We start from the raw sequence: 25,849 nt of genomic DNA on the forward strand, positions 1-25,849 counted from the left end.
TTTTTAATGTTTATTCCCTCTCCCTGTGGGAGAGGGCCAGGGTGAGGGCATCAGGCCGCACGTTATTAACCGCGATTACGCATTACCCCTTCCTGCACCGTTGAAGCGACCAGCACGCCGTCCTGCGTATAAAACTCTCCACGCACAAACCCGCGAGCGCTCGATGCCGACGTACTCTCCACGCTGTAAAGCAGCCACTCATTCATGTTGAAGGGACGGTGGAACCACATGGAGTGGTCGATGGTCGCGACCTGCATCCCTTTTTCGAGGAACCCGACGCCGTGCGGCTGCAGCGCCACCGGCAGAAAGTTAAAATCTGACGCATACCCGAGCAGATACTGATGCACGCGGAAATCTTCCGGCACGGTACCGTTGGCGCGGATCCAGACCTGACGTTTCGGCTCGGCGGTGTGACCCTTCATCGGGTTATGGAACTCGACGGGGCGGATCTCCAGCGGTTTATCGCACAGAAATTTCTCTTTGACCTGTGGCGGAAGCAGATGCGCCAGCGCACGGGCGATATCGGTCTCTGATTTGAGCGTGTCTGGCGACGGTGCCGGCGGCATCGTTTTCTGATGCTCGTATCCCGGTTCCGGTGCCTGGAACGAGGCGGTCATATAGAAGATGGGCTTACCGTTCTGAATGGCCGCCACGCGGCGGGCACTGAAACTATTACCGTCACGCAGAACTTCAACATCATACACAATCGGTTTTGCGCTATCGCCAGGGCGTAAGAAATAGCTGTGGAACGAATGCACCAGACGGTCTGCCGGGACGGTCTCCTTTGCCGCGTACAGCGCTTGTCCAACGACTTGCCCACCGAAGACCTGGCGCAAGCCTAAATCTTCACTCTGTCCGCGAAAGAGTCCTTCCTCAATTTTTTCCAGATTCAGTAATGTCAGCAGATTGTTCAGTGCCTGACTCATAGTTGTCCTCAATAAACGCCGTAGCGAAAGATAGGCAGAGTATAACGCAGAAATGTAAGTGGTCCGATGGGTAGAATAATCTTAATATCGGCACGTTTTCAGGCATTAATCGGTGATCTGTGCCACACTTGAATATGTTATGTGATTGAAACGACATCGGATGGGATCGATCCCGCTGGTGCATTGATGATAAGGAGACTTCAATGAAACTCGTGCCTATGCTAAGTGGTGTAGCTATTGCGGTGGCGTTGTCCGCCTGTGCCGGTAAGAGCGCCCAGGTGCCGGTACCTGCAGCCGATCCGAACGGGATTAATACCCTTTCACAGCAATCCATTCAGCAGCCTAATGTTTCCGGTACCATCTGGATCAAACAGAGAGTCGCTTTGCCGCCGGATGCGGTATTAACGGTAACGCTGTCTGATGCTTCTCTGGCCGACGCGCCGTCGAAAGTCCTGGCTCAGCGTGCGGTTCGTACTGAAGGTAAGCAGGCGCCATTTAGCTTCGTGCTGCCATATAACCCGTCAGACGTACAGCCGAATGCCCGTATCCTGCTGAGTGCCGCGGTAACGATCAACGATAAGCTGGTCTTTATTACCGATACGGTTCAGGAAGCCATTAACCACGGTGGGACTAAAGTCGACCTGAATCTGGTTCCCGTACAGCAAACCGAAGTGCCGGTTGCTCCACAGACCAATCAGCCGTCCCTTCCAACCCCACCGACCCAGATGTAATTGTTGCTATTACCCTCTCCTTCGGGGGAGGGATTAGTACACCCAGCGGTACTTTTGCAAATCAATCTGTCCCGATCCCGATACCTGCACACCCTCTGACAGTAATGCCTGGCGCTGACGCTGGAGATCCGGTCCGGTCAGCGAGATGGCACCATGACGATTCACAACGCGATGCCAGGGCAGCGTGCTTCCTTCCGGCAGCCGTTTAAGAACGCCGCCTACCTGTCGCGCCGCGCGCGGTGAACCGGCCAGCTGTGCGACATCACCATAGGTTGTGACGTAGCCTTCCGGGATTGAGGCCACAATTTGCCATACGCGCTGGGGAAAGGAGTCGTGTTCGTCCATACCTGCACCTGCGGGGATCATCTGGACAGCCATGGTAAACGAAGATTGCCCTGATTGCTGCGTCTGTTTGCGCAATAAACCAGCATCCGGTTCCGGGTCGCTTGCAATTGGGTCTTCGCACAGGGATAATGCGCCAGCGCGTTGGTTATCAACGCTCTCAATGGGGGCTCTGTTGGTTCTCCCGCAACGCTACTCTGTTCACCAGGTCAGGTCCGGAAGGAAGCAGCCAGGGCAGACGACGTGGGTGCCGGGATGTAGCTGGCAGGGCCCCCACCCATTTACGGCCTCGTACAAACCTTCTTGCGTTACCTCTCTCTGTAGTCATTATTCCACAATACTATAACGCCTATACGCTGTAATATATATTTCATCGTGCTGAAATATTATTGTCATAAACCTGTAATAATAGACTGGCATTTTATAATTGGACGTCTATTTAACACCAAAATTCAAAAAAATATAAATCTGGATAACAGTGTTAACTTCGTGTATTACATAAAGTACTTATTCCGAAGGGAAGTGACAAACATGGCTACTGCGGTTTTAAATGTTAAAATTGACGACGCGCTAAAAGAAAGGCTTCGCCACTATGCGGAAGTGAATAACGAGAATTTAAGCGTGACCACAGAGAAACTGCTGCTGCTGGCGTTTGAAGCAGTAGAAGAGGCGGGAGTATCGGAAGAAGATATTGATAATCAGCATACGGAAGAAGAGAGTGTTTCTCCTTTTACTCCTAAAGAAATCAAAGCACTACGTAAACTTCTGAAGAAGAGAAAATGAAACAACAACTGTCAACTGCCAGTGACTACAACGAGGCCTGCGATCTCTTGCGCTCAGGCTATGTGAAGCATGTACGTCTTGGCTGGAATGTTGGAAGCGATGAGTTCTTTCGTATTGCATCTGACTGGTGTGATACCGGTGCAAAAATAAAGAAAGACGGTGATAACTTCGTTATTTCGCTGAAAGGTTTCCCTATTCCTCCGCAACATTAATTGTTGTCCAGTGAAAACTGCTGACTGCATATATTACAGTCAGCAGTTTTTATTTTATGATCCCCTTCAAACTTTTTATTCTTAAACCAGACTGCGTTTGATGGCTGGCTCATTTGAATGTAATGCACGCCATAAGGGTTTAATCCGCAGTAACGCCGCTTCCATTTCCGCTGGCTCCAGCGAGAAGGGCATGCGCAAAAAGCGGTCAAACGCCCCCGATAAGCCAAACCGTGTGCCCGTTCCCAGGTTAATCCCGATGATTTCTGCCCGCGCGGCAAGCTGTGTCGCCAGCATGCCGGGAAGTTCGATCCAGTAAGAAAGTCCGCCTTCCGCCTCATGGAATCGCCACTCGGGAAAATGTTCACGCAGCAGTTCACTGCATCGATCGCACCGTTCCGCAAGCATCTTGCGGCGAGCGGGCAGAAAACGTTCGCTATTGTTGATAAGCCACAGCGTCGCCAGTTGCTCCAGCAGCGGCGAGCCCAGATCAAGTGTATCCCGCGTCTGGGCGAGGGTGGCGATGGTACGTGAAGAGGCGCGGATCCAGCCGAGACGCAGTCCGCCCCAGAAGCTTTTTCCGGCGGAGCCTAATGTCATGACGGTTGCCTCCCGGTTAAATGATGCCAGCGGTGGCGGTGGGGGCGAGTCAAACCAGAGATCGACCATCGTTTCATCTACAACCAGCGTCGTGCGGGTTTGTGCGGCAATATCGGCGATCGCTTGACGGGTGGCGATATCCATACAACGCCCGGTTGGGTTGTGAAAATCAGGCATCAGGTAAGCCAGGCGCGGTGCAGTCTGGGCAAGCGTGGCGGCAAAACCATCCGTGTCCCAGCCTGTATCCGGCAGCGACACCCCAACGGGCCGGCACTGCGCCCCCTGAATGGCGGCAATCGCCAGCGGATAGGTAGGGTGATCGACCACGACGCGATCTCCCGGCCCGGTTAACATCCGCAATATCAACGCAAAACCGCTGACGGCACCGTTGACCACCATGACTTCGTCTGCGCGGGTGGGAAGACCCCGTTCGGTATAGCGTGCCGCTATAGCTTCCCGAAGCGCAGGCAGCCCAAGCTGGTCGTAGCCCGTCAGCGAGAGGTGCTGGGTAATAGCCGTCAGCGCGTGGGTATAAGCCTGGTGGATCTCTGGCCCGGCATTGAGGGCGGCAGTGGAGAGATCCAGTGCGGCACTCGCCGCTGAAAGGGTAGGAACGGCGCGCGTATCCGGGAGGATCACGCGCGACCCGCTGCCGTGGCGGCTTTCAAGATATCCCTCCTCGCGCAGATGGGCGAGGGCGCTGCTGACGGTGGTCCGGCTCACGTCCAGCGCCGTAGCCAGCTCACGCTCACCCGGCAGTCGCGTATTTAATGCCAGTCGGCCATCAAGGATTAACAGACGCAACGCGTCAGCCAGCTGGCGCCAGAGCGGGGTGCGGGATGAGGCTTGCTGCCAGTGGCCTAAAAGGCGTACCAGAGACTGACTTCCAAAGCGGCGTGATGACATATGCAGTCCACTATTTGAAAACTGGACATTAATCATAGTGCCATTTTAGGTCAGGATGAAAGCCTGGTTATCGGGAGAAGATAAAAAATGGTACGTCGTCTGCTACAACTTTATGTCGGTTTGGGTCTGTATGGCCTCTCTACCACGATGTTTATTCGCTCGGATCTGGGGGTTGATCCGTGGGATGTATTTCACCTTGGCGTCGGGCTACAGCTGGGGATGAGTATAGGGACGGTGATCATTTTGACCGGCGCTGCGGTGCTGCTGCTGTGGATCCCCCTGCGCCAGATGCCCGGACTCGGCACGATCAGTAACGTGATTTGTATCGGTCTGGCGGCAGACGCCAGCATGGCGCTCATCCCCGAGCTGAGTTCGTTACCTGTGCGAATCGCTTTCCTGGTATCGGGCATTGTGATGAACGCGATTGCCACCAGTATGTACATTGGTGCCGGTTTCGGGCCCGGCCCGCGCGACGGTCTGATGACAGGCATTCACGCCCGGCTGGGCTGGTCCATTCGCAGCGTGCGAACCACAATCGAAGTGTCCGTCCTGCTGATTGGGTGCGTGCTTGGCGGTACGTTTGGCGTAGGAACCGTACTGTATGCCCTGACCATTGGTCCGCTTATTCAGCTCTGTATGCCCTGGTTCCGCCAGAAGTCGCGCAATGAGAACGTTCCTCAGCCGGAACGGGTTGTTTAATTTGCGAAGCGCTCACATGTTTTAACGACATCGCTGTGGCAGAATAGTCGCTTCGACTATCGCGATGCCAGAATGCATGAAAGCAATCACTCTCTATGATGTCGCCTCCCTTGCGGGGGTTTCTTATCAGACCGTTTCCCGCGTGATTAACGACGCGGAGCATGTCTCTGCCCGCACGCGGGAAAAGGTGCAGCAGGCAATGGCGGAACTGCACTATGTGCCTAACCTGCGGGCACAACAGCTGGCGGGTAAACGCACCCGTACGCTGGGTCTTATTACGACCGATCTGGCGCTGCACGCGCCTTCACAAATCGTCTCGGCGGTAAAATCCCGGGCAGCGGAACAGGGGGCGAGTGTCCTCATTTCCATGGTAGAGCAACCGCACCAGTGTCAGGCCGCGCTTCAGGCGTTGCTGGCGCAGCGGGTGGAAGCACTGCTGGTCAATGTGCCGATTGACGATCCTCACGCCGAACAGCTCAGGGCGCTGGCATCGCCCGTTCCGGTGCTGTTTCTGGATGTATCGCCCTCAGCGCAGGTAAACAGCCTCGTGTTTAACGCAGAGGAAGGGGCGCGTCTGGGCGTTGAGCATCTGCTTTCGCTGGGGCATCAGCATATTGCTTTGTTGAGCGGACCGGAAAGCTCGGTCTCTGCGCGTGCGCGTCTGGCCGGATGGCAAGCGACGCTGGCACAGGCCGGCCTTGACGCGGTTGCCGTGGAATACGGTGACTGGAGCGCGGCCAGCGGTTATGAGAAAGGGCATATGCTGCTGTCGGGTACGGTATTACCGGAGGCGATTCTGGTGGCGAACGATCAAATGGCGCTTGGGGTGATGCGCGCCTGCGCGGAAAAAGGGGTAGCGATCCCTGGCCAGCTATCGGTAGTCGGGTTTGACGATACGGCCGACAGTGCCTGGTTTTCGCCGCCGCTGACGACCGTTCGCCAGGCGTTTCGCCAGGCGGGCGAACGCAGCGTGACGTGGCTGCTGGACCCCCTCCAGGGCGATGCGTGCTGGCAGGTTCAGCTGCCGGTTACGCTGGTGATCCGTCACTCCACCGCGCGCCGCCATCCGCAGCAGGCCGAACAAGAGGATCTGGCGGAGCAGCTCAGACGCCTGGCTCTCCTGGCAGAGCAGCTTGCGCGTAAATAAAACTTTGTGATCTGACTCGCTGCTCCGCGATGGAATGCTTTACCCTCGCTCAGTGCCAGGGCATGTTAACCAAAATTGTGAGCGCTTCGCAAAGAGGTTAGTATGCCCAACACTTTATCACCGACGCTCGGTGCCATTCTGGCCCGACGGGACTGGGAAAACCCCGGCGTTACCCAGTGGAACCGGCTGGCGGCTCATGCGCCGTTACACAGCTGGCGCCATGAATCCTCGGCCCTGGACGACGAGGAGTCAGTCAGCAGACGTTCTCTTAACGGGGCGTGGCGGTTTAATTATTTTCCTGCACCCGAGCAAGTCCCGGAGGCATGGGTAACGGAAGATTGCGCGGACGCCGTTGCGATGCCCGTGCCGTCTAACTGGCAGATGCAGGGGTTTGACACGCCCATCTACACCAACGTCACCTATCCCATTCCCGTCACGCCGCCTTTTGTTCCGCAAGAGAACCCAACCGGATGTTACTCGCTCACATTTGAGGTGGATGACGCCTGGCTCCACGGCGGGCAAACCCGCATTATCTTTGACGGCGTGAACTCGGCGTTTCATCTTTGGTGCAACGGACAGTGGATAGGCTATTCCCAGGACAGCCGCTTGCCCGCCGAATTCGATCTCTCGGCGGCGCTGCGCGCCGGGGAGAACCGCCTGGCGGTCATGGTACTGCGCTGGTGCGACGGCAGTTATCTTGAAGACCAGGACATGTGGCGGATGAGCGGCATTTTCCGCGACGTCACTTTGCTGCATAAACCCGAAACGCAGATCGCCGATTACCATGTGTTGACGGACCTGAACGCTGAGCTTGACCGCGCGGTGCTGAAAGTGGCGGTCGCGCTGACAGGCGCTCGCTACGCGGAGTGCGATGTCACGATAACGCTGTGGCGCAACGGTGAACGCTGTGCCAGCGCGACCCAGCGGCCAGGCTCTGCCATTGTGGACGAGCGCGGCGGCTGGGCTGAGCGGTTAACGGTGGCGATCCCTGTCGAGCACCCTGCGCTGTGGAGTGCTGAAACGCCGGAACTGTATCGCCTGACGATTGCGCTTCTCAACTCGCAGGGTGAGGTGGTCGAGGTCGAGGCATGCGACGTTGGCTTCCGCCGCGTTGACGTCAGCAATGGCCTGCTCAAGCTCAACGGTAAACCGCTGCTGATCCGCGGCGTTAACCGACATGAGCACCACCCTGAAAACGGCCAGGTGATGGATGAAGCAACCATGCGTCGCGATATCGAAATCATGAAGCAGCACAACTTCAACGCCGTGCGCTGCTCGCACTATCCTAATCATCCGCTGTGGTACCGGCTTTGCGATCGTTATGGGCTGTACGTCGTTGACGAAGCGAATATCGAAACGCACGGTATGGTGCCGATGAGCCGCCTCGCTGACGATCCGCGCTGGCTACCTGCCATGAGCGAGCGCGTGACCCGCATGGTGCAGCGCGACCGAAATCATCCTTCGATTATTATCTGGTCGCTGGGCAATGAATCCGGCCACGGTGCGAACCACGATGCGCTGTACCGCTGGCTGAAAACCACCGACCCGACTCGCCCGGTGCAGTATGAAGGCGGCGGGGCGAATACGGCAGCGACCGATATTGTCTGCCCGATGTACGCCCGGGTCGATCAGGATCAGCCTTTCCCGGCAGTCCCTAAATGGTCAATCAAGAAATGGATCGGCATGCCGGATGAAACGCGTCCGTTGATCCTCTGCGAATACGCCCACGCGATGGGCAACAGCTTTGGTGGGTTTGCGAAATACTGGCAGGCGTTTCGCAATCATCCTCGCCTGCAGGGCGGGTTTGTCTGGGACTGGGTCGATCAGGCCCTGACGAAGCAAGACGAAAAGGGTAACGCGTTCTGGGCGTATGGCGGAGACTTTGGCGATAAGCCGAACGATCGGCAGTTTTGCCTCAATGGTCTGGTATTCCCCGACCGAACCCCGCATCCGGCGCTGTACGAAGCGCAGCGCGCCCAGCAGTTCTTTACCTTTACGCTGGCGAGCACTGCTCCGCTGGTGATTGAGGTGCAAAGCGGCTACCTGTTCCGCCACACCGATAACGAGGTGCTGAGCTGGACGATTGCACGTGATGGAGAGGTGCTGGCCGCGGGCGAGGTCACGCTCGCGATGGTTCCCGAGGGCACCCAGCGTCTGGCGCTCGATCTGCCGGCGCTGAAGGCCGGGCCGGGAGAGGTTTGGCTGAATGTTGAGGTTCGCCAGCCGCGGGCAACGCCGTGGTCACCGGCTGGCCATCGCTGCGCGTGGGAGCAGTGGCCGCTCCCGGTTCCTCTCTTTATTGCGCCGACAGTGTCTGCGGGCGAACCTCCCGTGTTGACGCAACATGACCTCATGCTGGAGATAACGCATCAGCAGCAGCGCTGGCAGTTCGATTGCACTTCCGGAAACCTGACCCAATGGTGGCGAGATGGCGTGGAACTGTTGATTTCGCTCGTGACGGATAGCTTCAGCCGCGCGCCGTTGGATAATGACATTGGCGTGAGCGAAGCGACGAAAATCGATCCGAACGCGTGGGTTGAACGCTGGAAAGCAGCGGGTATGTACGATCTCACCTCCCGCGTACTGTCCTGTGATGCAGAGCAGCATGCTCGCGAGGTGGTGGTCAATACCCTGCATGTCTGGGAGTACCAGGGCAAAGCGCTGTTCCTGAGCCGTAAAACCTGGCGGGTGGACGAGCAGGGCGTTCTGCATGGTGATATTCAGGTCGATATGGCGTCTGATATCCCGGAACCCGCGCGGATTGGCCTGAGCGTTCATCTCGCCGAAGCGCCGGAAAACGTTCACTGGCTGGGGCTGGGGCCGCACGAAAATTACCCGGACAGAAAGCTGGCGGCACAGCAGGGGCGCTGGACATTGCCCCTGGAGGCGATGCACACGCCGTATATCTTCCCGACGGAAAATGGTTTGCGCTGCGATACCCGCGAACTTGTGGCAGGAACGCATCTGCTGAATGGTCAGTTCCACTTCTCAATAAGCCGCTACAGCCAGCAGCAGTTGCGCGAGACAACCCATCATCACCTGTTGCGCGAAGAGCCGGGGTGTTGGCTCAACCTCGACGCGTTCCACATGGGCGTGGGCGGCGATGACTCCTGGAGCCCCAGCGTCTCGCCGGAATTTCTCCTGCAGACGCGCCAGCTTCGTTATCGCTTCAGCTGGCGTCAGAAGGCGGTCTGACGGGCAGTCCCGCGGCCATATTTTGTGTCCGCGGGGCTTAGTCAGAATACTTCCCGAGGTTATTTTCAGCCCACAGAATAAATTCCGTCTTTGGCAGCGCCTTACTGTAGAACCACCCCTGCCCATACTGCACCCCATGACGGTGCAGCCACGCGAGCTGCCCTTCGGTCTCGACACCCTCCGCCACCATCGCCAGCTTCAGCGATTTCGCCATTTCAATAATGTGCGGCGTGACGTTTTTGTACTCCAGCGCATCCACGAACGATTTATCAATTTTGAGCGTATCCACGTCGAGATCCTGCAGATAGCTCAGGCTGGAGTAGCCCGTGCCAAAGTCATCAATATAGACAGGATGACCGGAATGACGTAGCGCGGCGATAGCCGGGGCGCTGATTTTAGGGTCGGCAAAACCGCGTTCGGTGAGCTCAAGAGCGATTTGTCGCGGATGAATTTGCCATTTATTCATTAACTTACTCAGCAATGGTGGCAGTTTGCCGGAGGTCAAATCGGCAGGGGCGAGATTAATGGAGATATGCTGATCGGGGTGGTGTTGCAACCAGTGGCCCATATCTTCAAACACTTTTTCAATGACTAACTGCGTGAGCTGCGAGATGAGCCCGGTTTGTTCAGCAAGGGGAACAAAAATATCCGGCGAGAGGCTGCTGCCATCTGGCTGAGGCCAGCGCGCCAGCGCCTCTGCCCCTACCACTTTCCCGCTACAGAGCGCCACGATGGGCTGATAGTGAACCACAAAATCCCGGCTGTTAATGGCGTCAAGCAGGCGATTGCGGGGCGACTGGATGCGACGCAGTATCCGCAAGACAAACAGTGCGGCGAGCAAGCTTATCAATATGCCAAACGGTAACCAGAAAAGGAGTTGCCTGTGCCAGGTATCAGCCAAAGGTTTGAGCGGAGCCCAGGTCACGACGGTAAAGCCCAACTCAGGGACAGGCTTCATCACGTACATTGAACCGTTGTACTGGACGCGGTCTCCCTCTCGTTCCTGAATCATCTCGCGGATATGCGGCGCGAGTGGATTAGTGCTGGCAAAAATGCGGTGTGTTGCGGTTCCGACCAGGGCTGCGTCGATGGCTATTTCCCCGAAGGGGATCACATCCACCAGCGAGTCAGGATCGATCATGACAAGGTAGCGGCCTTTGCCCAGCACAACCATGTAGCGGTGAAATCCCAGATCGTTTTGCGCCGTCAGCCATGCGCTGTAACCATCCCGGGTAATGCGCGTTGGTGGGGGGAAGGGGGAGGCATGGCTGGATTGCTCCAGCGAGGAGCAGCGTGGTTTCAGGTTGTCGGTATAGATCGCTTCCTGGACATATCGCCAGGAAAACGCGGCCCGGCGCATCTCTTTTAAATGCGAAGGGCTGCACGGCACGCCGTCATACGTTTGCAGATGATTAAGCGCATCTTTTGCCTGAGCCAGGACCCTGTCGGTTCGTATCAGCACACGAGAAGCATAGTTATCCAGCGCATCGACAAATTTCTCTTCCGCCTGGCGATGCGCCAGCCAGATGCTCAGGCAAATGGGAACCAGCACAGAAAAGATAAGTATGCCAGTCACCAGACTGACCAGATGTCGGGTATTCATGCTGTCGTTTCCTTTCTCATATGTCGAAATCCGGACGCTGAGTTCCCTGCCTGAAGAGAAAGATTTTACCGCGAAATGATACAGTTATAGCACGTGGGCGGCCTGGTTTTTATTTTATCTCAGGTAAACCTGTAAAATATCAGTGGCAAAAGGGGGGTTGTTTTTTCAACAAGGGCTGGATATTATTTTGTTATGTTATAACAAAACATGAGAGATTGATGATGAAACCCGATATCCATCCAGCGTATCGCACTGTGGTATTCCACGACACCAGTGCCAATGAATACTTTAAAGTCGGCTCAACCATTAAAACTGACCGCGAAATTGAACTCGACGGTGAAACGTATCCATACATCACCATCGAGGTTTCTTCGAAATCGCACCCGTTTTATACCGGTAAGCAAAAAACGTTCTCCACAGATGGCAGCGCGGCGCGCTTCCGTAAGCGTTTTGGCGGTTTTCTTAATGCGAAGCGGGGGTAATGATGCAGGTGCTTAACTCATTGCGCAGTGCGAAACAGCGTCACCCGGATTGCCAGATAGTCAAACGCAAGGGACGCTTATACGTGATTTGCAAATCCAATCCGCGCTTTAAGGCGGTTCAGGGGCGTAAGAAAAGACGCTAGGCGCGTATTTCTCGCCAGCTTTCCAGGGATCTTTTCTGTTTGCCATCGGCGGTAAAATTGTCGGTGGCAAGCCAGCCTTCAAAGGCGCTCGCCAGCGCCGGCCACTCTTTGTCGAGAATCGAAAACCAGTCGGTATCCCGGTTACGGCCTTTTATGACCAGCGCCTGGCGAAACCGCCCTTCAAACTGAAAACCCAGGCGCAGTGCGGCTTTGCGTGAAGGTGCGTTCAGGCTGTTGCACTTCCATTCGTATCGCCGATAGCCCAGGGTATCAAACACGTACCGCATCAGCAGGTATTGCGCTTCTGTCGACATTGGCGTGCGGCTCAACAGGGGCGAGAAATGAACGTGACCCACCTCCACGACGCCGTTTTTCGGATCGATCCGCATCAGGGCCAGCGTTCCCACCGGAGACTGGGTCTGATTATCAATGACGGCAAAGTGCATCGGGTCAGATAAGTCACTCACGCTCGCCACCCATTTGGCATATTCAGCGGCCGTGGCATCAGGTTCGCGCAGCAGCCACGTCCAGCTACGGGTGTCTTCGGCCAGGGAATAGGCGGAGAAGAGCGCCTCGGCATGCGCCACGCGCAGCGGTTCAAGCCGACAAAAACGCCCCTGCAGTACCACCCGGGACGGATGGGGTCGAGGCTGCCAGTCGATAAGGGCGTCGCCCACGGGTTGTCCAAACTCATTGAATGTCTTCATCTTCATTTCCGTGACGTTGAAAAGAGCTTCAGACTAGTGAATTGCTGGTTCCTTAAAAAGCACCACTCGGCTATGTTTTGTTGGTACCACAAGGAGATGAGATGAATATACCGGGTGATGAATTTTATACTTTGCTCCATGCTGCACTGAAAAAGCGTGGGGATGAGACGCTCCAGCGGGCGCTCTATCTGGCTTTGCGAGAGGCCATCCTCAGCGGGAAACTTCAGTCCGGTAGCCAGCTATCCGGCTCGCGAACGCTGGCGCAGCAGCTTGCGGTTTCCCGGAACACCGTTAACGCGGCGCTGGACCAGCTTACGCTTGAAGGCTATTTGCTGCGTAACCGGCAGGGGACAAAGGTTGCTCAATTTGCGCATCGCGCACGCGTCCGGGCATTGCCGGCGCCTGAGGTTGTGCTGGCAAAACGGGTCACTCATCTGCCTGCGCCGGTGCAGCGTGATACTCCGGTCATGGCATTTACGCCGGGAACGCCCGCCATCAACTATTTCCCGTTGCCGCTGTGGCGGCGATTGTACGATCGCGTCTTGCGCGAGGAGGGGAACGCTCTGCTTGGGTATGGCGATCCGGCCGGAGAGCCGTCGCTTCGTGCGGCGATTGCTCGCCACCTCGCGCTTTCCCGGGGCATTGACTGCGACGCCAGCCAGATAGTGATAACCGAAGGGGCGCTTGAAGGGGTTAATCTGTGCACGATACTGTTGAGCGAACCTGGCGATATTGCCTGGGTGGAAAACCCCGGCTACGCCGGGGCCAAAAGTGCCTTTGTCAAAACCGGCCTGACAATGACGGGAATGCCGGTGGATGATGAGGGAATGTGCTGGGAAGGGCGGAATGCGCCTTCCCCCACGCTGATTTTCACTTCGCCCTCGCATCAGTTCCCTTACGGAAGCGTGCTCAGCGCTCGGCGGCGGCTGGCGTTGCTGGAGCTGGCCCGACAGCACAACGCATGGATCATTGAAGATGATTACGACAGCGAGTTCCGTTATGCCGGTGAGCCCGTACCGGCCATGCTGGGAATGGTGAATAACGCCCCTGTTGTGTATCTCGGAACCTTCAGCAAAACGTTGTTTCCGTCACTCAGAATGGGGTTTATGGTGCTGCCGCCCGCACTGGCGAAGGCGTCGCGCGCTGCCATTGGCTCGCTGCTGCGCGGCGGGCATCGTGCGGAGCAGCGCACCCTCGCGCTGTTCATTGAAGAAGGTCACTATGCCCGTCATCTTGCTGCCATGCGGCGGCTTTATCGTAAACGTTACCGCCAGCTGCGCGAGGCGCTGAGCACAGCGCTTCACACCCCTCACCGTATTCTTGCCGGAGAGGGCGGGATGCACCTGACGGTGACGATTAACGGTATTGATGACCAGAGGCTGGTGGAGAAGGCGAGGGCATTTCAGCTGGCACCCGCTGCGCTGAGCGGGTACTACCTGGAGGCGAAGCAGGGGCAAACCGGTCTGGTTTTAGGCTATGGCAATACCTCTGCTTCGCAGTTTGTGCCGGGTATCCGACGCCTGCAGGCGTTAATTACGCAGCAGCAGGGCGGGAAAGAGTAAAGACATCATAGAAAGAGAGCTGACCTTTGGTGGAAACCATTTTTTGCAGCTTCTCTTTTTGCACGGTTTCAACGGCCGGAGAGTGCATGATGCTCTCGATAAGCTCCGCAGGCACGAAACGCGTGTTGTACCATTCACCGTTGTAGCAGACCCGGAAATCGAGCACGTCGATATCTTCGTAACGGTAGCGGGGATTCACGTCGAAAAAGAAAAAAGCGTTAAAGACGACAAATAACACAACCAGTAGCCAGACGGAGTCCACCAGCGTCTCGGACTTCAGCATCACAATAAGCGTTGCCAGCCAGGCGGCATACATTGCGACAAACAGTCCGGGATGTTTGCGGATAAAGCTGATGCTAAAGCGCGGGCGATTATCGCGCTTTTCGCGGAGGTTAAGATCGTCGATGGTGGCGGTAAGCAGGCGCTGTATCTCGGTCATTTTTTGCCTTTATGCGTGTAGACAATACAGGGTGTCTGCCAATTTTAGGGGAGCCATCCCGCTGAAAAAAGTAACAGTCAGGCGCTAAAAGACCATAACAGTTGACTCCCCCGGGATCTTACAGCGTTTTGATGATCTTCGCCGGGTTACCCCCAACGACGACATTAGACGGGACGTCTTTCGTCACGACGGCACCGGAAGCGACGACCACGTTGTCACCCAGGGTAACGCCTGGGTTAATGACCGCCCGTCCGCCAATCCAGACATTATTGCCAATAGTGACGGGCTTACCAAACTCGACGCCGCTATTACGTTCCTCCGCATCCAGGGGATGGGTTGCTGTATAAATATGAACACCCGGCGCGAGCATACAGTTATCGCCAATATGAACAGGACACACATCCAGCATCACGCAATCGAAGTTCGCGTAAAAGTTTTTGCCCAGATAAATGTTATATCCATAGTCGCAGCGGAAACTCGGCTCAATATAAGCCCCTTCACTTTGCCCCAGCAGTTCCGCCAGAATGGTCTGGCGTTCTGTTTTTTCATCAGGCGCAGTGTGGTTATAGCGATGGATGAGATGGCGTGCCCGCAGTCTGTCGGCGCGTAGTGTCTCATCACCCGGGCGGTAATGTTCACCTGAAATCATCTTCTGTTTTTCAATGCTCATCGTAAACCTCTCTGGATGTGATTCCTGAAGGGTAATCGCAACTGGCCAGAAGGGGAACGTTCCCGAAAAGCCGATGTGAGCAGAGTCACAACATTGTTGCTGATGAGCGCGTTTAACACGGAGACCTGGCTTTCGCACAGGGAGCATAACGGGACAGGTAAATACAGCCTAGAACGTGGCGTAGAAACTCTACAGACACACTTCAAAGATCAACGAACAAATTTCCACACGGATGTGGGGATTTTGTCATATAACTTATTCATCGTTAGCTCAGCGAGGCGATGGTCAGCAGCTGAATAAAATACCGCCAGTTCATTATCAGAAAGCTCGTATTTATTCTTTTCAATGACGCGTTCGAGGGTGTCAATTGACTGACAACGACGTAAGCGCATCAAATAATCGACCTTTGTGAGTGGTTTTTCAGACATAAATTCACCTTAGTAATTGTAATAATTTTAACAGGAAAGGCTAACGGGGTTAGCTCTGCTCACGTTGACGAAACAGCGGAATAGTCGGTTTCCCGATTTGCGCCATTTTTGCAAATCCTGAGCGTTAATGCCGTAACTACTGAACAACATAAAGGTGTCGTCCAGGTATTCATCAATTTGCTCAATGAGCTTATTATCTTCATTGTACTTAATTTTATAATTAAGTGCGAAGGTAGCGATATGCTCGATAAGCTCGTTCAACTGTAAATTGATGGCAGACGTTGGATCGTTTACCCAGCCATGGTTACTTTCATCAAGATTGGCAAGGCAGTCATGGTACAAGGATTCGCAGAGAAATTTCAACTGCGCGATATCATGCCGTTTTGGCGAGTACTCGTCCATAGCGCATCCCCTTCTGAGTGATTTATTACTCACCGAACATCATTGTCGGGATGGATACAACTGACTTAGCTACATGAGTGCTGTGTTCCTGATAACCTAACTATAAGCCACTCCTGTCTGGATTTCACCGCGCTATTACGAAAAATTACAAATAAAACCGCAGGCTGCGAGACTCTACGCAAATGTTCATCCGGAACGGAACATTTTTATCCAGATTAACGCTTGTTTTGTTAGCTTCCTTACGTTTCATTAGCTTAGGTTTGCGCCTGAAGAAAAAGTTCAAATCCGGAGTTCTGTTTTTCCGAACTTTTAATTAGGAATATTCCTAACCCTCTGGCCGAAGAAATGAATTTAAAAAAATCCTGTATTCTCGGATTACGTTATGCGTTATTTATGATATGTCCTGTTACGCTGGCAGAAAATAAATAAAACCACAATAAGCGTATTTTATGATTTTTTCTTAAAATGAAAAAGGCCGCTAATGCGGCCTTTTTATGATGTGAAACCGGTATCAGTGCGGTTCTACCGAATGACTGTGCTCAACATCTTCATTTTTGCGGCTGAAGCGGCGGCGAACCACCACGAAGAACACCGGAACGAAGAAGATAGCCAGCACGGTCGCGGTGATCATACCGCCCATCACGCCAGTACCGACCGCGTTCTGCGCACCGGAGCCCGCGCCAGAGCTGATAACCAGCGGCAGTACGCCGAGGATAAACGCCAGTGACGTCATCAGAATAGGACGCAGACGCATACGTACCGCTTCAAGCGTCGCCTCGATAAGCCCTTTACCTTCTTTCTCCATCAGGTCTTTGGCGAATTCAACGATAAGTATCGCGTTCTTCGCCGACAAGCCAATGGTTGTCAGCAGGCCTACCTGGAAGTACACGTCGTTGGTCAATCCACGGAACGTCGCCGCCAGCAGTGCACCGATAACCCCGAGTGGAACCACCAGCATAACGGAGAACGGAATCGACCAGCTCTCATACAGTGCCGCCAGACACAGGAATACCACAATCAAAGAAATGGCATACAGGGCAGGGGCCTGGTTACCGGACAGACGTTCCTGATAGGACATACCGGTCCAGTCATAGCCGATGCCCGAAGGCAATTTGCTCGCCAGCTCTTCCATCAGGTTCATGGCTTCACCGGTGCTTCGGCCTGGTGCGGCCTGACCCAGGATCTCCATTGATGGCAGACCGTTGTAACGTTCCAGACGTGGTGAACCATATTCCCAGCGTGACGTTGAGAACGCCGCGAACGGAACCATCTGACCATTGCTGCCGCGAACGTACCAGTTGTTAATATCATTCGGCAACATACGGTACTGCGCCTCTGACATCACGTACACTTTCTTCACACGACCACGGTCGATGAAGTCGTTCACGTAGCTACCGCCCCAGGCCGCGCCCAGTGTGGTATTGATGTCGCTGATGGACACGCCCAGCGCCTGTGCTTTCTCCTGGTCGATATCGATCTTGTACTGCGGCGTATCTTCCAGACCGTTTGGACGCACGCCAACCAGCAGGTCAGGGTGTTTCGCCACCTCTCCGAACAGTTGGTTACGTGCCTGCGTCAGTTTTTCGTGACCCAGACCGCCCTGGTCGATCAGCTGGAAGTCGAAACCGGTCGCGGTACCCAGTTCAACAATCGCTGGCAGGTTAAAGGCGAAGACCATCGCATCCTTAATCTGCGAGAAGGTCCCCATTGCACGGCCAGTGATGGCCTCAACTTTGTTCTCTTCGCCCGGACGATCCGCCCAGTCTTTCAGAGAGACGAAGGCGATACCGGTGTTCTGACCACGACCCGCAAAGCCAAAGCCGTTAACCGCAAACACGGACTCAACGTTCGCTTTCTCTTTGGTGAGGTAGTAGTCCGTCACTTCATCCAGCACTTTCTGGGTACGCTCCTGCGATGCACCCGCCGGAAGCTGCGCCATCGTCAGGAACACGCCCTGGTCTTCATCAGGCAGGAACGAGCTTGGCAGACGAACGAACAGATAGGCCATGCCGACGACAATGATGATATAGAGCAGCAGATAACGACCGGTGCTACGCAGGATGTTGCCCACGCTGTCGGTGTAGTGGTGCGTGCTCTTGTCAAACATGCGGTTAAACCAGCCGAAGAACCCTTTATGCTCGCCATGACCGCCTTTCTGAATGGGCTTCAGCATGGTGGCACACAACGCAGGCGTCAGGATCAATGCGACCAGCACCGACAGCGCCATCGCGGAAACGATGGTAATCGAGAACTGGCGGTAAATCGCACCGGTAGAGCCGCCGAAGAAGGCCATCGGGATAAATACCGCCGACAGTACCATCGCGATACCGACCAGCGCGCCCTGGATCTGGCCCATGGATTTACGGGTTGCTTCCTTCGGCGGTAAACCCTCTTCCGCCATGACACGCTCGACGTTCTCTACCACCACGATGGCGTCATCCACCAACAGGCCGATGGCAAGCACCATCCCGAACATCGTCAGGGTATTTATCGAGAATCCAAAGGCCGCAAGGATGGCAAAGGTCCCCAGCAGAACGACCGGCACGGCGATGGTTGGGATCAGCGTCGCGCGGAAGTTTTGCAGGAACAGATACATCACCAGGAAGACCAGGATAATCGCTTCTACCAGCGTTTTAACCACTTCATGAATCGAAATTTTTACGAACGGGGTCGTGTCGTACGGGTAGACGATTTTCAGACCTGACGGGAAGAACGGTTCCATCTTCTTCAGCTCTGCGCGGATCGCCGTGGCGGTGTCCAGGGCGTTAGCGCCGGTCGCCAGTTTAATACCCAGACCGGAAGCCGGTTTACCGTTAAACTTCGCAATGATGTCGTAGTTTTCGCCACCCAGCTCCACTTTCGCTACGTCGCGCAGGCGAACCTGCGAACCGTCCTGATTCACTTTCAGCAGGATTTTGCTGAACTCATCGGCGGAGGTCAGACGGGTTTGCGCGATAATGGACGCGTTAAGCTGCTGGCCTTTCACAGGTGGTGTACCGCCTAACTGACCGGCTGCCACCTGGGCGTTCTGCGCTTTAATCGCGTTAATCACGTCAACCGGCGTCAGCTGGAAGTTGTTCAGTTTGTTCGGATCCATCCAGATACGCATCGCGTACTGAGAACCGAACAGCTGAACGTCACCCACACCGGAAGTACGGCTGATGGCATCCTTCATGTTGGCGCCCACGTAGTCGGAAATATCCTCCTGCGTCATGGTGCCGTTGGTGTTGATAACGCCAACAACCATCAGGAAGCTACTGGACGATTTCTCGACGCTCACGCCCTGCTGTTGTACTTCCTGCGGCAGCAGCGGCATTGCCAGCTGCAGTTTGTTCTGCACCTGAACCTGTGCGATGTCAGCATCGGTACCTGACTCGAAGGTCAGGGTGATCTGTACTGTACCGGTTGAGTCACTGTTTGAGGACATGTACATCAGGTTATCGATACCGTTCATGTTCTGTTCGATAACCTGGGTGACGGTGTCCTGCACCGTTTTCGCATCAGCGCCCGGGTAGGTTGCGGAAATTGTCACCGCCGGTGGCGCAATCGTTGGATATTGCGCGACAGGCAGCTTCAGGATCGCAAGTCCCCCGGCCAACATGATGATAATGGCGATCACCCACGCAAATATGGGGCGATCGATAAAGAAATTAGGCATGTCTTAACGGCTCCTGTTTAAGTTAAGACTTGGTTTGTTCTGACTGGTCAGCGGCCGAAGCAGATTGTTTATCGTCAGATTTCACTTCCTGTGCTTTGACCTGCGCACCAGGACGAACTTTTTGCAAACCAGTAACAATCACGCGATCGCCATCTTTCAGACCTTCCGTCACCAGCCATTTATCGCCAATCGCCTGAGTGGCGGTAATGTTGCGCATTTCGACTTTGTCATCCGCCCCGACAACCAGCGCGCTCGCATCGCCACGTGGCGTACGGGTCACACCCTGCTGTGGAACCAGAAGTGCGGTTGGATTGGTGCCTTCTTCCAGACGCGCGCGAACGAACATACCTGGCAGCAGATTTTTGTCAGGGTTCGGGAAAATCGCCCGTAAGGTGATGGAACCGGTAGTCTGGTCGACCGTCACATCGGAGAACTCCAGAGTCCCTTCCTGCGGGAACTTGATACCGTCGTTAGTCACCAGCTCCACTTTGGCTTTGCCGTTTTCCTGTTTCAGGGTGCCGTTAGCCAGCTCCTGTTTCAGGCGCAGGAAATCATTGCTGGACTGGGTCACGTCAACGTAGATCGGATCAAGCTGCTGCACGGTAGCCAGCGCAGTGGTTTGTCCGTTCTGTACCAGCGCCCCTTCCGTGACGGAAGATTTACCAATACGACCGCTGATAGGGGAGGTCACTTTGGTATAGGCCAGATTAATACGTGCGGTTTCGACGGCCGCTTTGGCGGCCACCACGGCGGCGTTAGCCTGCTGGGCATCGGCCAGAGCGGTATCATAATCCTGTTGACTGATGTACTTCGTACCGAGCAGTTTTTGATAACGGTTCAGCGTCAGCTGGGCGATTTTGGCGGCGGCTTGCGCTTTTGCCAGGTCGCCTTTGGCGCTTTCATAAGAGGCCTGATAGGTCGCGGGATCAATCTGATACAGAGACTCACCGGCTTTCACATCACCGCCTTCGGTAAAGTTACGTTTCAGGATAATGCCACTCACCTGAGGGCGAACTTCCGCAATGCGATAGGCATTGGTACGGCCAGGTAATTCGGTGGTGATCTGCAGAGGTTCAGATTTGAGTGTCACTACGCCGACTTCTGGCGCCTGCTGAGCTCCTTGTTGAGCTGGTTTGTCGTCACATCCTGTTAGCGCTAAGCTGCCTGAGAGCATCAGAACGACCGCCAGAGGCGTTAACCCTCTGTTTTTGTTCATATGTAAACCTCGAGTGTCCGATTTCAAATTGATCAATGGTCCTGAGTCCAAAAACCCATTGCTGCGTTTATATTATCGTCATGCTATGGTACATACATTCACAAATGTATGTAAATCTGACTCCTGTAAATTCACTCACCTATGGCACGAAAAACTAAACAACAAGCGCTGGAAACCCGACAACATATCCTTGATGTGGCAATACGTTTGTTCTCTCAGCAGGGTGTTTCATCAACCTCGTTGGCACAAATTGCTCAGGCTGCTGGCGTGACTCGGGGTGCGATTTACTGGCATTTTAAAGATAAGTCAGATCTGTTCAGTGAAATCTGGGAGCTTTCAGAGTCCAGCATTAGCGATCTTGAGAGTGAGTATCGGGCAAAATTCCCTGACGATCCACTCTCAGTATTAAGAGAGATATTAGTATATATCCTTGAAGCTACGGTAGTTGAAGAACGTCGCAGATTAATGATGGAAATTATTTTTCATAAATGCGAGTTCGTGGGGGAGATGGCAGTAGTGCAGCAGGCGCAGCGTAGTCTCAGCCTGGAGAGCTATGACCGTATTGAGCAGAACCTGAATCTGTGTATGCAGGCAAAACTGCTCCCGGCCAACCTGTTGACCCGCCGGGCGGCTATTCTGATGCGCAGCTACATTTCAGGGTTGATGGAAAACTGGCTGTTTGCGCCGCAATCCTTTGACCTCAAAGAGGAAGCCCGCAGTTACGTGGCGATTTTACTGGAAATGCTACAGCTCTGCCCGACGCTGCGCAGCGATTCCCCTTCGTTACCCGCCTGAGCCATTCCAGGATTTATCTTAGAGGATAACGTTCACGCTATTCTGCTTCAGGCGAGCGTGATATTCTTCACGCCGGACTATTATCGGTCATCTGCTGACATCATTCACAACTATGCTGCCCATCAATCGCTCGCAACATCCTGTTTTTGCATTGCTCTTTGCTATGCTGTTTTTCTTCTCCACCGGACCGCTTTCGTGGGCCCGCGCAGATAACAGTACGGATATCCCCTCACGCAGTGATGTTCAGTCGCAACTCGACACCCTGAACAAACAAAAAGAGCTCTCTCCGCAGGAGAAACTCACCCAGCAGGATCTGACAGAGACGCTGGAAAACATTGATAAAATTGAGCGCGTTAAAGCAGAAACCACCCAGCTTCGTCAGAAGGTGGCGCAGGCGCCTGAGAACATGCGCAAAGCCACGGAAGCGCTGAATGCGCTGAGTGACGTCGATAACGACGACGAAACGCGTAAGACGCTCGCCACGCTTTCTTTGCGTCAGCTGGAGTCGCGCGTTGCCCAATTGCTCGACGATCTGCAAACCGCGCAGTCCGACCTCGCGACCTACAACAGTCAGCTCGTCTCTCTGCAAACCCAGCCCGAGCGCGTGCAAAATGCGATGTATACCGCGTCTCAGCAGCTGCAGCAGATCCGCAACCGCCTGAACGGTACGACGGTGGGGGAAGGGACGCTTCGCCCAACGCAGCAAACTCTGCTGCTGGTTCAGCAGTCATTACTCAATGCGCAAATTGAACAGCAGCGTAAAAGCCTGGAAGGGAATACGGTGCTGCAGGACACGCTCCAGAAACAGCGTGATTACGTCACGGCGAATATTAATCGTCTGGAACACCAGCTTCAGCTGCTGCAGGAAGCGGTAAACAGTAAGCGTCTGACCCTGACGGAAAAAACGGCCCAGGAAGCGGTATCGCCGGATGAAACGGCCCGTATTCAGGCCAACCCGCTGGTGAAACAGGAGCTTGAGGCTAACCATCAGCTGAGTCAGCGTCTGATTCTGGCGACGGAAAACGGCAACTCGCTGGTTCAGCAAAACATTAAAGTGAAAAACTGGCTGGATCGGGCGCTGCAGGCGGAACGCAACATCAAAGAACAGATCGCGGTCCTGAAAGGTAGCCTCCTGCTGTCGCGTATTCTCTACCAGCAGCAGCAGACGCTGCCGTCCGCCGACGAGCTGGAAGACATGACTAACCGCATTGCGGATTTGCGTCTGGAACAATTTGACGTGAATCAGCAGCGTGATGCCCTTTTCCAGAGCGATAACTTCGTCGCCAAAATTGAAGAGGGTCATTCCAGCGACGTGAACCCGGAAGTGCATGACGCGCTGCTCCAGGTCGTCGATATGCGCCGTGAGCTATTGGATCAGCTCAACAAACAGCTGGGCAACCAGCTGATGATGGCCATCAACCTGCAGATCAACCAGCAGCAGCTGGTCAGCGTTTCCAAAAGCCTGCAGGAGATTTTGACGCAGCAAATTTTCTGGGTGAACAGCAACAAGCCGATGGACTGGGACTGGGTGAAGTCCTTCCCTGAACAGCTGAAAACGCAGATTAAGAGCATGAAAATCACCGTGAACTGGGAGAAAGCCTGGCCTGCGGTAATGATTGCTTTCCTGGCGGGATTACCCCTGCTGCTGATTGCCGGTCTGATTCGCTGGCGTTTGAAATGGCTTAAACAGTACCAGGCGAAGCTGGCCTCGGAAGTGGGGCAACTGCGCAACGACAGCCAGCTCCATACGCCAAAAGCGATTCTGATCGACCTTATTCGCGCCCTGCCGGTGTGCCTGATTATTCTGGCGGTAGGCCTGATTCTGCTCACCATGCAGCTTAACGTCAGCGATCTGCTGTGGGCATTCAGCAAAAAACTGGCGCTGTTCTGGCTGGTGTTTGGCCTGTGCTGGAAGGTCCTGGAAAAAGACGGCGTTGCGGTCCGTCATTTCAACATGCCTGCCCAACTGACCAGCCACTGGCGTCGACAGATTGTACGTGTCAGCCTGGCGCTTCTGCCGCTTCACTTCTGGTCAGTTGTTTCTGAACTGTCTCCGCTGCATCTGATGGATGATGTGCTGGGTCAGTTGGTCATTATGCTGAACCTGCTGCTGATTGCCATCCTCATGTGGCCGATGTGCCGCGATAGCTGGCGTGATAAAGAGTCCCACAATATTCGTCTGGCCACCGTGACAGTACTGGCGATCATTCCGCTGGCGCTGATGGTGCTCACGGCGACGGGCTACTTCTATACCACGCTGCGTCTGTCCGGGCGCTGGATCGAAACGGTCTATCTGGTGATCGTCTGGAATCTGCTCTATCAAACCGTACTGCGCGGGTTAAGCGTCGCGGCTCGCCGTATTGCTTACCGTCGTGCCATCGCGCGTCGTCAGCATCAGGTGAAAGAGGGCGCCGAAGGTGCGGAGCCACAGGAAGAACCGACCATCGCGCTGGAGCAGGTCAACCAGCAGACGCTGCGTATCACTATGCTGGTGATGATCGCGCTGTTTGCGGTGATGTTCTGGGCTATCTGGTCTGATTTAATTACCGTTTTCGCCTACCTCGACAGCATCACCCTCTGGCAGTACAACGGCACCGAAGCTGGCGCTGCGGTGATGAAAAGCGTCACCATGGGCAGCCTGCTGTTTGCGCTGGTGTCGTCGGTGGTAGCCTGGGCGCTGATTCGCAACCTGCCGGGTCTGCTGGAAGTGCTGGTCCTCTCGCGGCTGAACCTGCGTCAGGGGGCGTCGTACGCTATCACTACGATCCTGAACTACGTCATCATTATTGTCGGGGCGATGACGGTATTCGGCTCGCTGGGCGTCTCGTGGGATAAACTCCAGTGGTTGGCGGCCGCCCTCTCGGTAGGTTTGGGTTTTGGCCTGCAGGAGATCTTCGGTAACTTTGTCTCCGGTCTGATCATCCTGTTCGAACGTCCGGTGCGAATTGGCGATACCGTCACCATCGGGACGTTCTCCGGTACGGTCAGCAAGATCCGCATTCGTGCCACCACGATTACCGATTTCGATCGCAAAGAGGTGATCATCCCGAACAAGGCGTTCGTGACCGAGCGTCTGATCAACTGGTCGCTGTCTGATACGGTGACGCGCGTGGTGATCCGCCTGGGCGTAGCTTATGGATCGGATCTGGAGAAGGTGAAAGAGGTGCTGCTGAAAGCAGCCTCAGAACATCCGAAAGTGATGCACGATCCGGCTCCGGCGGTGTTCTTCACCACCTTCGGGCCAAGCACGCTGGATCATGAACTGCGTTTATACGTGCGTGAACTGCGTGACCGTAGCTACACGGTAGATGAGCTTAACCGGTCTATCGATCGTCTGTGCCGTGAAAACGATATTAATATCGCCTTCAACCAGCTTGAAGTTCACCTGCGTAACGAAAAAGGTGATGAGCATACGGAAGTGAAGCGCGACATTAAAGGTGACGATCCCACTCCGGCTTAATCTATTTTCCCTCTCCCTGTGGGAGAGGGTTAGGGTGAGGGCTACTGGCCTTCACCTTTCCTTCGAAATCCCGCTGCACAATCTCCAGCGCTTTCAGCACCGTTTCGGCGGGAATATCATGATTCTCCAGCAGCATAATTAAATCGACGGCCAGCTTGACCTCATCGGGTGCATTTTCCAGTGACATGGGTGTGGCTCCTGTTAGCGGGTCAAACGTTCAATGACGCGTTCAATCTCATCCAGCGCCTGACGGCAGCGCACAATGCGGCCTTCCAGGGCGCTAATCTCGCGCATCAATAATTGCTGTTCTTCCAGCGTTTCGCTGTTATTCAGCCGCACTTCGCGCTCACGTTTCATCTCAAACAGTCGGCGTTCAAACTCCTGATTCTCCAGCCGCTTGCGCTGCCATTTGCCGAGTCCAGGCGAGCCGCTGTCCCAGGCGCGTAGCGGCCAGGCGGCAATTTCGCGATGCAGGGCGGTGATTTGCTCAGTGAGATGCTCTGCAAGCCACGCCACCTGTTCCTGCTGTTCACTTTCAACCGCATGGCAAAGCTCGTCAAGGTGGGTCTGCGCCTCAGCCAGGTAATCCTGAATGACCGTACTGCGGGTACGAAAAAGCTGCCGATCAAAGCGCGGCTTCAGCGTGGCGTGCCCCAGCAGAGGGGTGGCCTCTGCTCGCAGGGTGGTCAACTGTTTTTGCAGCGTCTCCAGAAGCAAGGCTGTTTTCAAAACGCTCTCCAGTGGTA

Annotated in this window: 24 protein-coding genes and 1 other RNA gene; 12 read left to right on the top strand and 13 right to left on the bottom strand. The window is 54.9% G+C overall.

Features of this window, described 5'->3' with window-relative positions; translation table 11 throughout:
• Positions 1–65 precede the first annotated feature (65 nt).
• Entirely contained in the window at positions 66–926 is an 861-nt protein-coding gene (gene tesB / locus ACOTYN_RS05805) for an acyl-CoA thioesterase II (protein WP_014882788.1), read from the bottom strand.
• A 203-nt stretch (positions 927–1,129) separates the two neighbouring features.
• Between tesB and ACOTYN_RS05810 the strand changes: the two genes are divergently transcribed.
• Positions 1,130–1,657 (top strand): YbaY family lipoprotein, encoded by a 528-nt coding sequence (locus tag ACOTYN_RS05810; RefSeq protein WP_014882789.1) that lies wholly within the window; start codon positions 1,130–1,132, stop codon positions 1,655–1,657.
• A gap of 33 nt (positions 1,658–1,690) precedes the next feature.
• Here the strand turns inward: ACOTYN_RS05810 and ACOTYN_RS05815 are convergent, their stop codons facing one another.
• Positions 1,691–2,002, bottom strand: coding sequence for an MGMT family protein (locus ACOTYN_RS05815; RefSeq protein ID WP_014882790.1), 312 nt, complete (start codon positions 2,000–2,002; stop codon positions 1,691–1,693).
• A gap of 170 nt (positions 2,003–2,172) precedes the next feature.
• On the opposite strand from ACOTYN_RS05815, the gene ffs reads away from it, so the two are divergent.
• The 3 genes from ffs (at position 2,173) to ACOTYN_RS05830 (ending at position 2,994) form a co-directional block, all read left to right on the top strand.
• Positions 2,173–2,269, top strand: an RNA gene (ffs, locus tag ACOTYN_RS05820) — signal recognition particle sRNA small type.
• A 261-nt stretch (positions 2,270–2,530) separates the two neighbouring features.
• The gene (locus ACOTYN_RS05825) at positions 2,531–2,782 is read left to right on the top strand and encodes a hypothetical protein (protein WP_023310587.1); all 252 of its coding nucleotides are present in this window, start codon (positions 2,531–2,533) and stop codon (positions 2,780–2,782) included.
• Positions 2,779–2,994, top strand: a complete 216-nt coding sequence (locus tag ACOTYN_RS05830) for a hypothetical protein (RefSeq protein ID WP_023310588.1) — start codon at positions 2,779–2,781, stop codon at positions 2,992–2,994. The genes ACOTYN_RS05825 and ACOTYN_RS05830 overlap by 4 nt, the downstream gene beginning before the upstream one ends.
• 81 nt (positions 2,995–3,075) lie before the next feature.
• Here the strand turns inward: ACOTYN_RS05830 and ACOTYN_RS05835 are convergent, their stop codons facing one another.
• Entirely contained in the window at positions 3,076–4,497 is a 1,422-nt protein-coding gene (locus tag ACOTYN_RS05835; protein WP_332956748.1) for a PLP-dependent aminotransferase family protein, read from the bottom strand.
• An 87-nt stretch (positions 4,498–4,584) separates the two neighbouring features.
• Here ACOTYN_RS05835 and ACOTYN_RS05840 point away from each other — a divergent pair, with 87 nt between their 5' ends.
• The 3 genes from ACOTYN_RS05840 to ACOTYN_RS05850 all read left to right on the top strand — a co-directional run bounded on the left by ACOTYN_RS05840 (position 4,585) and on the right by ACOTYN_RS05850 (position 9,538).
• A complete protein-coding gene (locus ACOTYN_RS05840; RefSeq protein WP_014882793.1) occupies positions 4,585–5,196 on the top strand; it encodes a YczE/YyaS/YitT family protein in 612 nt (203 codons plus the stop codon).
• A gap of 76 nt (positions 5,197–5,272) precedes the next feature.
• Positions 5,273–6,343: a LacI family DNA-binding transcriptional regulator gene (locus ACOTYN_RS05845; RefSeq protein ID WP_071922532.1), complete on the top strand. Its 1,071-nt coding sequence runs from the start codon at positions 5,273–5,275 to the stop codon at positions 6,341–6,343.
• A 102-nt stretch (positions 6,344–6,445) separates the two neighbouring features.
• Complete coding sequence (locus ACOTYN_RS05850; RefSeq protein ID WP_071922531.1) at positions 6,446–9,538, top strand: beta-galactosidase; 3,093 nt, start codon at positions 6,446–6,448, stop codon at positions 9,536–9,538.
• 37 nt (positions 9,539–9,575) lie between these two features.
• Here ACOTYN_RS05850 and ACOTYN_RS05855 read toward each other — a convergent pair whose 3' ends face one another.
• On the bottom strand, positions 9,576–11,141 hold the full coding sequence (locus ACOTYN_RS05855) for an EAL domain-containing protein (RefSeq protein ID WP_071922530.1): 1,566 nt from the start codon (positions 11,139–11,141) through the stop codon (positions 9,576–9,578).
• A 221-nt stretch (positions 11,142–11,362) separates the two neighbouring features.
• Here ACOTYN_RS05855 and ACOTYN_RS05860 point away from each other — a divergent pair, with 221 nt between their 5' ends.
• Both ACOTYN_RS05860 and ykgO read left to right on the top strand, forming a co-directional pair.
• Positions 11,363–11,623, top strand: coding sequence for a type B 50S ribosomal protein L31 (locus tag ACOTYN_RS05860; RefSeq protein WP_010428154.1), 261 nt, complete (start codon positions 11,363–11,365; stop codon positions 11,621–11,623).
• 2 nt (positions 11,624–11,625) lie between these two features.
• The gene (gene ykgO, locus ACOTYN_RS05865) at positions 11,626–11,766 is read left to right on the top strand and encodes a type B 50S ribosomal protein L36 (RefSeq protein WP_003859006.1); all 141 of its coding nucleotides are present in this window, start codon (positions 11,626–11,628) and stop codon (positions 11,764–11,766) included.
• Here ykgO and ACOTYN_RS05870 read toward each other — a convergent pair.
• Positions 11,763–12,473: a GNAT family N-acetyltransferase gene (locus ACOTYN_RS05870; protein WP_014882798.1), complete on the bottom strand. Its 711-nt coding sequence runs from the start codon at positions 12,471–12,473 to the stop codon at positions 11,763–11,765. The two genes, ykgO and ACOTYN_RS05870, sit on opposite strands and share 4 nt — an antisense overlap.
• A 101-nt stretch (positions 12,474–12,574) precedes the next feature.
• Here ACOTYN_RS05870 and ACOTYN_RS05875 point away from each other — a divergent pair, with 101 nt between their 5' ends.
• Complete coding sequence (locus ACOTYN_RS05875; protein WP_332956739.1) at positions 12,575–14,035, top strand: PLP-dependent aminotransferase family protein; 1,461 nt, start codon at positions 12,575–12,577, stop codon at positions 14,033–14,035.
• Here ACOTYN_RS05875 and ACOTYN_RS05880 read toward each other — a convergent pair.
• The 6 genes from ACOTYN_RS05880 to acrA all read right to left on the bottom strand — a co-directional run bounded on the left by ACOTYN_RS05880 (position 14,007) and on the right by acrA (position 20,848).
• A complete protein-coding gene (locus ACOTYN_RS05880) occupies positions 14,007–14,474 on the bottom strand; it encodes a YlaC family protein (RefSeq protein ID WP_014882800.1) in 468 nt (155 codons plus the stop codon). The genes ACOTYN_RS05875 and ACOTYN_RS05880 overlap by 29 nt on opposite strands.
• 118 nt (positions 14,475–14,592) lie before the next feature.
• Positions 14,593–15,144, bottom strand: coding sequence for a maltose O-acetyltransferase (gene maa, locus ACOTYN_RS05885; protein ID WP_014882801.1), 552 nt, complete (start codon positions 15,142–15,144; stop codon positions 14,593–14,595).
• Positions 15,145–15,353: 209 nt separating this feature from the next.
• Positions 15,354–15,572: an HHA domain-containing protein gene (locus ACOTYN_RS05890; protein ID WP_014882802.1), complete on the bottom strand. Its 219-nt coding sequence runs from the start codon at positions 15,570–15,572 to the stop codon at positions 15,354–15,356.
• Between the two features lie 27 nt (positions 15,573–15,599).
• The gene (gene tomB, locus ACOTYN_RS05895; protein ID WP_008499288.1) at positions 15,600–15,974 is read right to left on the bottom strand and encodes an Hha toxicity modulator TomB; all 375 of its coding nucleotides are present in this window, start codon (positions 15,972–15,974) and stop codon (positions 15,600–15,602) included.
• A gap of 511 nt (positions 15,975–16,485) precedes the next feature.
• Positions 16,486–19,632: a multidrug efflux RND transporter permease subunit AcrB gene (acrB, locus tag ACOTYN_RS05900; protein ID WP_014882803.1), complete on the bottom strand. Its 3,147-nt coding sequence runs from the start codon at positions 19,630–19,632 to the stop codon at positions 16,486–16,488.
• 22 nt (positions 19,633–19,654) lie between these two features.
• Positions 19,655–20,848, bottom strand: a complete 1,194-nt coding sequence (acrA, locus tag ACOTYN_RS05905; RefSeq protein ID WP_014882804.1) for a multidrug efflux RND transporter periplasmic adaptor subunit AcrA — start codon at positions 20,846–20,848, stop codon at positions 19,655–19,657.
• Between the two features lie 141 nt (positions 20,849–20,989).
• On the opposite strand from acrA, the gene acrR reads away from it, so the two are divergent.
• Positions 20,990–21,643, top strand: coding sequence for a multidrug efflux transporter transcriptional repressor AcrR (gene acrR, locus ACOTYN_RS05910; protein ID WP_047626878.1), 654 nt, complete (start codon positions 20,990–20,992; stop codon positions 21,641–21,643).
• Positions 21,644–21,755: 112 nt separating this feature from the next.
• Complete coding sequence (mscK, locus tag ACOTYN_RS05915) at positions 21,756–25,103, top strand: mechanosensitive channel MscK (protein ID WP_032637303.1); 3,348 nt, start codon at positions 21,756–21,758, stop codon at positions 25,101–25,103.
• A 1-nt stretch (position 25,104) separates the two neighbouring features.
• Here mscK and rsmS read toward each other — a convergent pair whose 3' ends face one another.
• Complete coding sequence (gene rsmS / locus ACOTYN_RS05920) at positions 25,105–25,290, bottom strand: pleiotropic regulatory protein RsmS (protein ID WP_023336826.1); 186 nt, start codon at positions 25,288–25,290, stop codon at positions 25,105–25,107.
• A gap of 14 nt (positions 25,291–25,304) precedes the next feature.
• Entirely contained in the window at positions 25,305–25,832 is a 528-nt protein-coding gene (priC, locus tag ACOTYN_RS05925; RefSeq protein ID WP_014882808.1) for a primosomal replication protein N'', read from the bottom strand.
• Between the last annotated feature and the right edge of the window lie 17 nt (positions 25,833–25,849).

The organism is Enterobacter cloacae complex sp. IR5458 (assembly GCF_049238025.1).
Classification (GTDB): domain Bacteria; phylum Pseudomonadota; class Gammaproteobacteria; order Enterobacterales; family Enterobacteriaceae; genus Enterobacter; species Enterobacter kobei.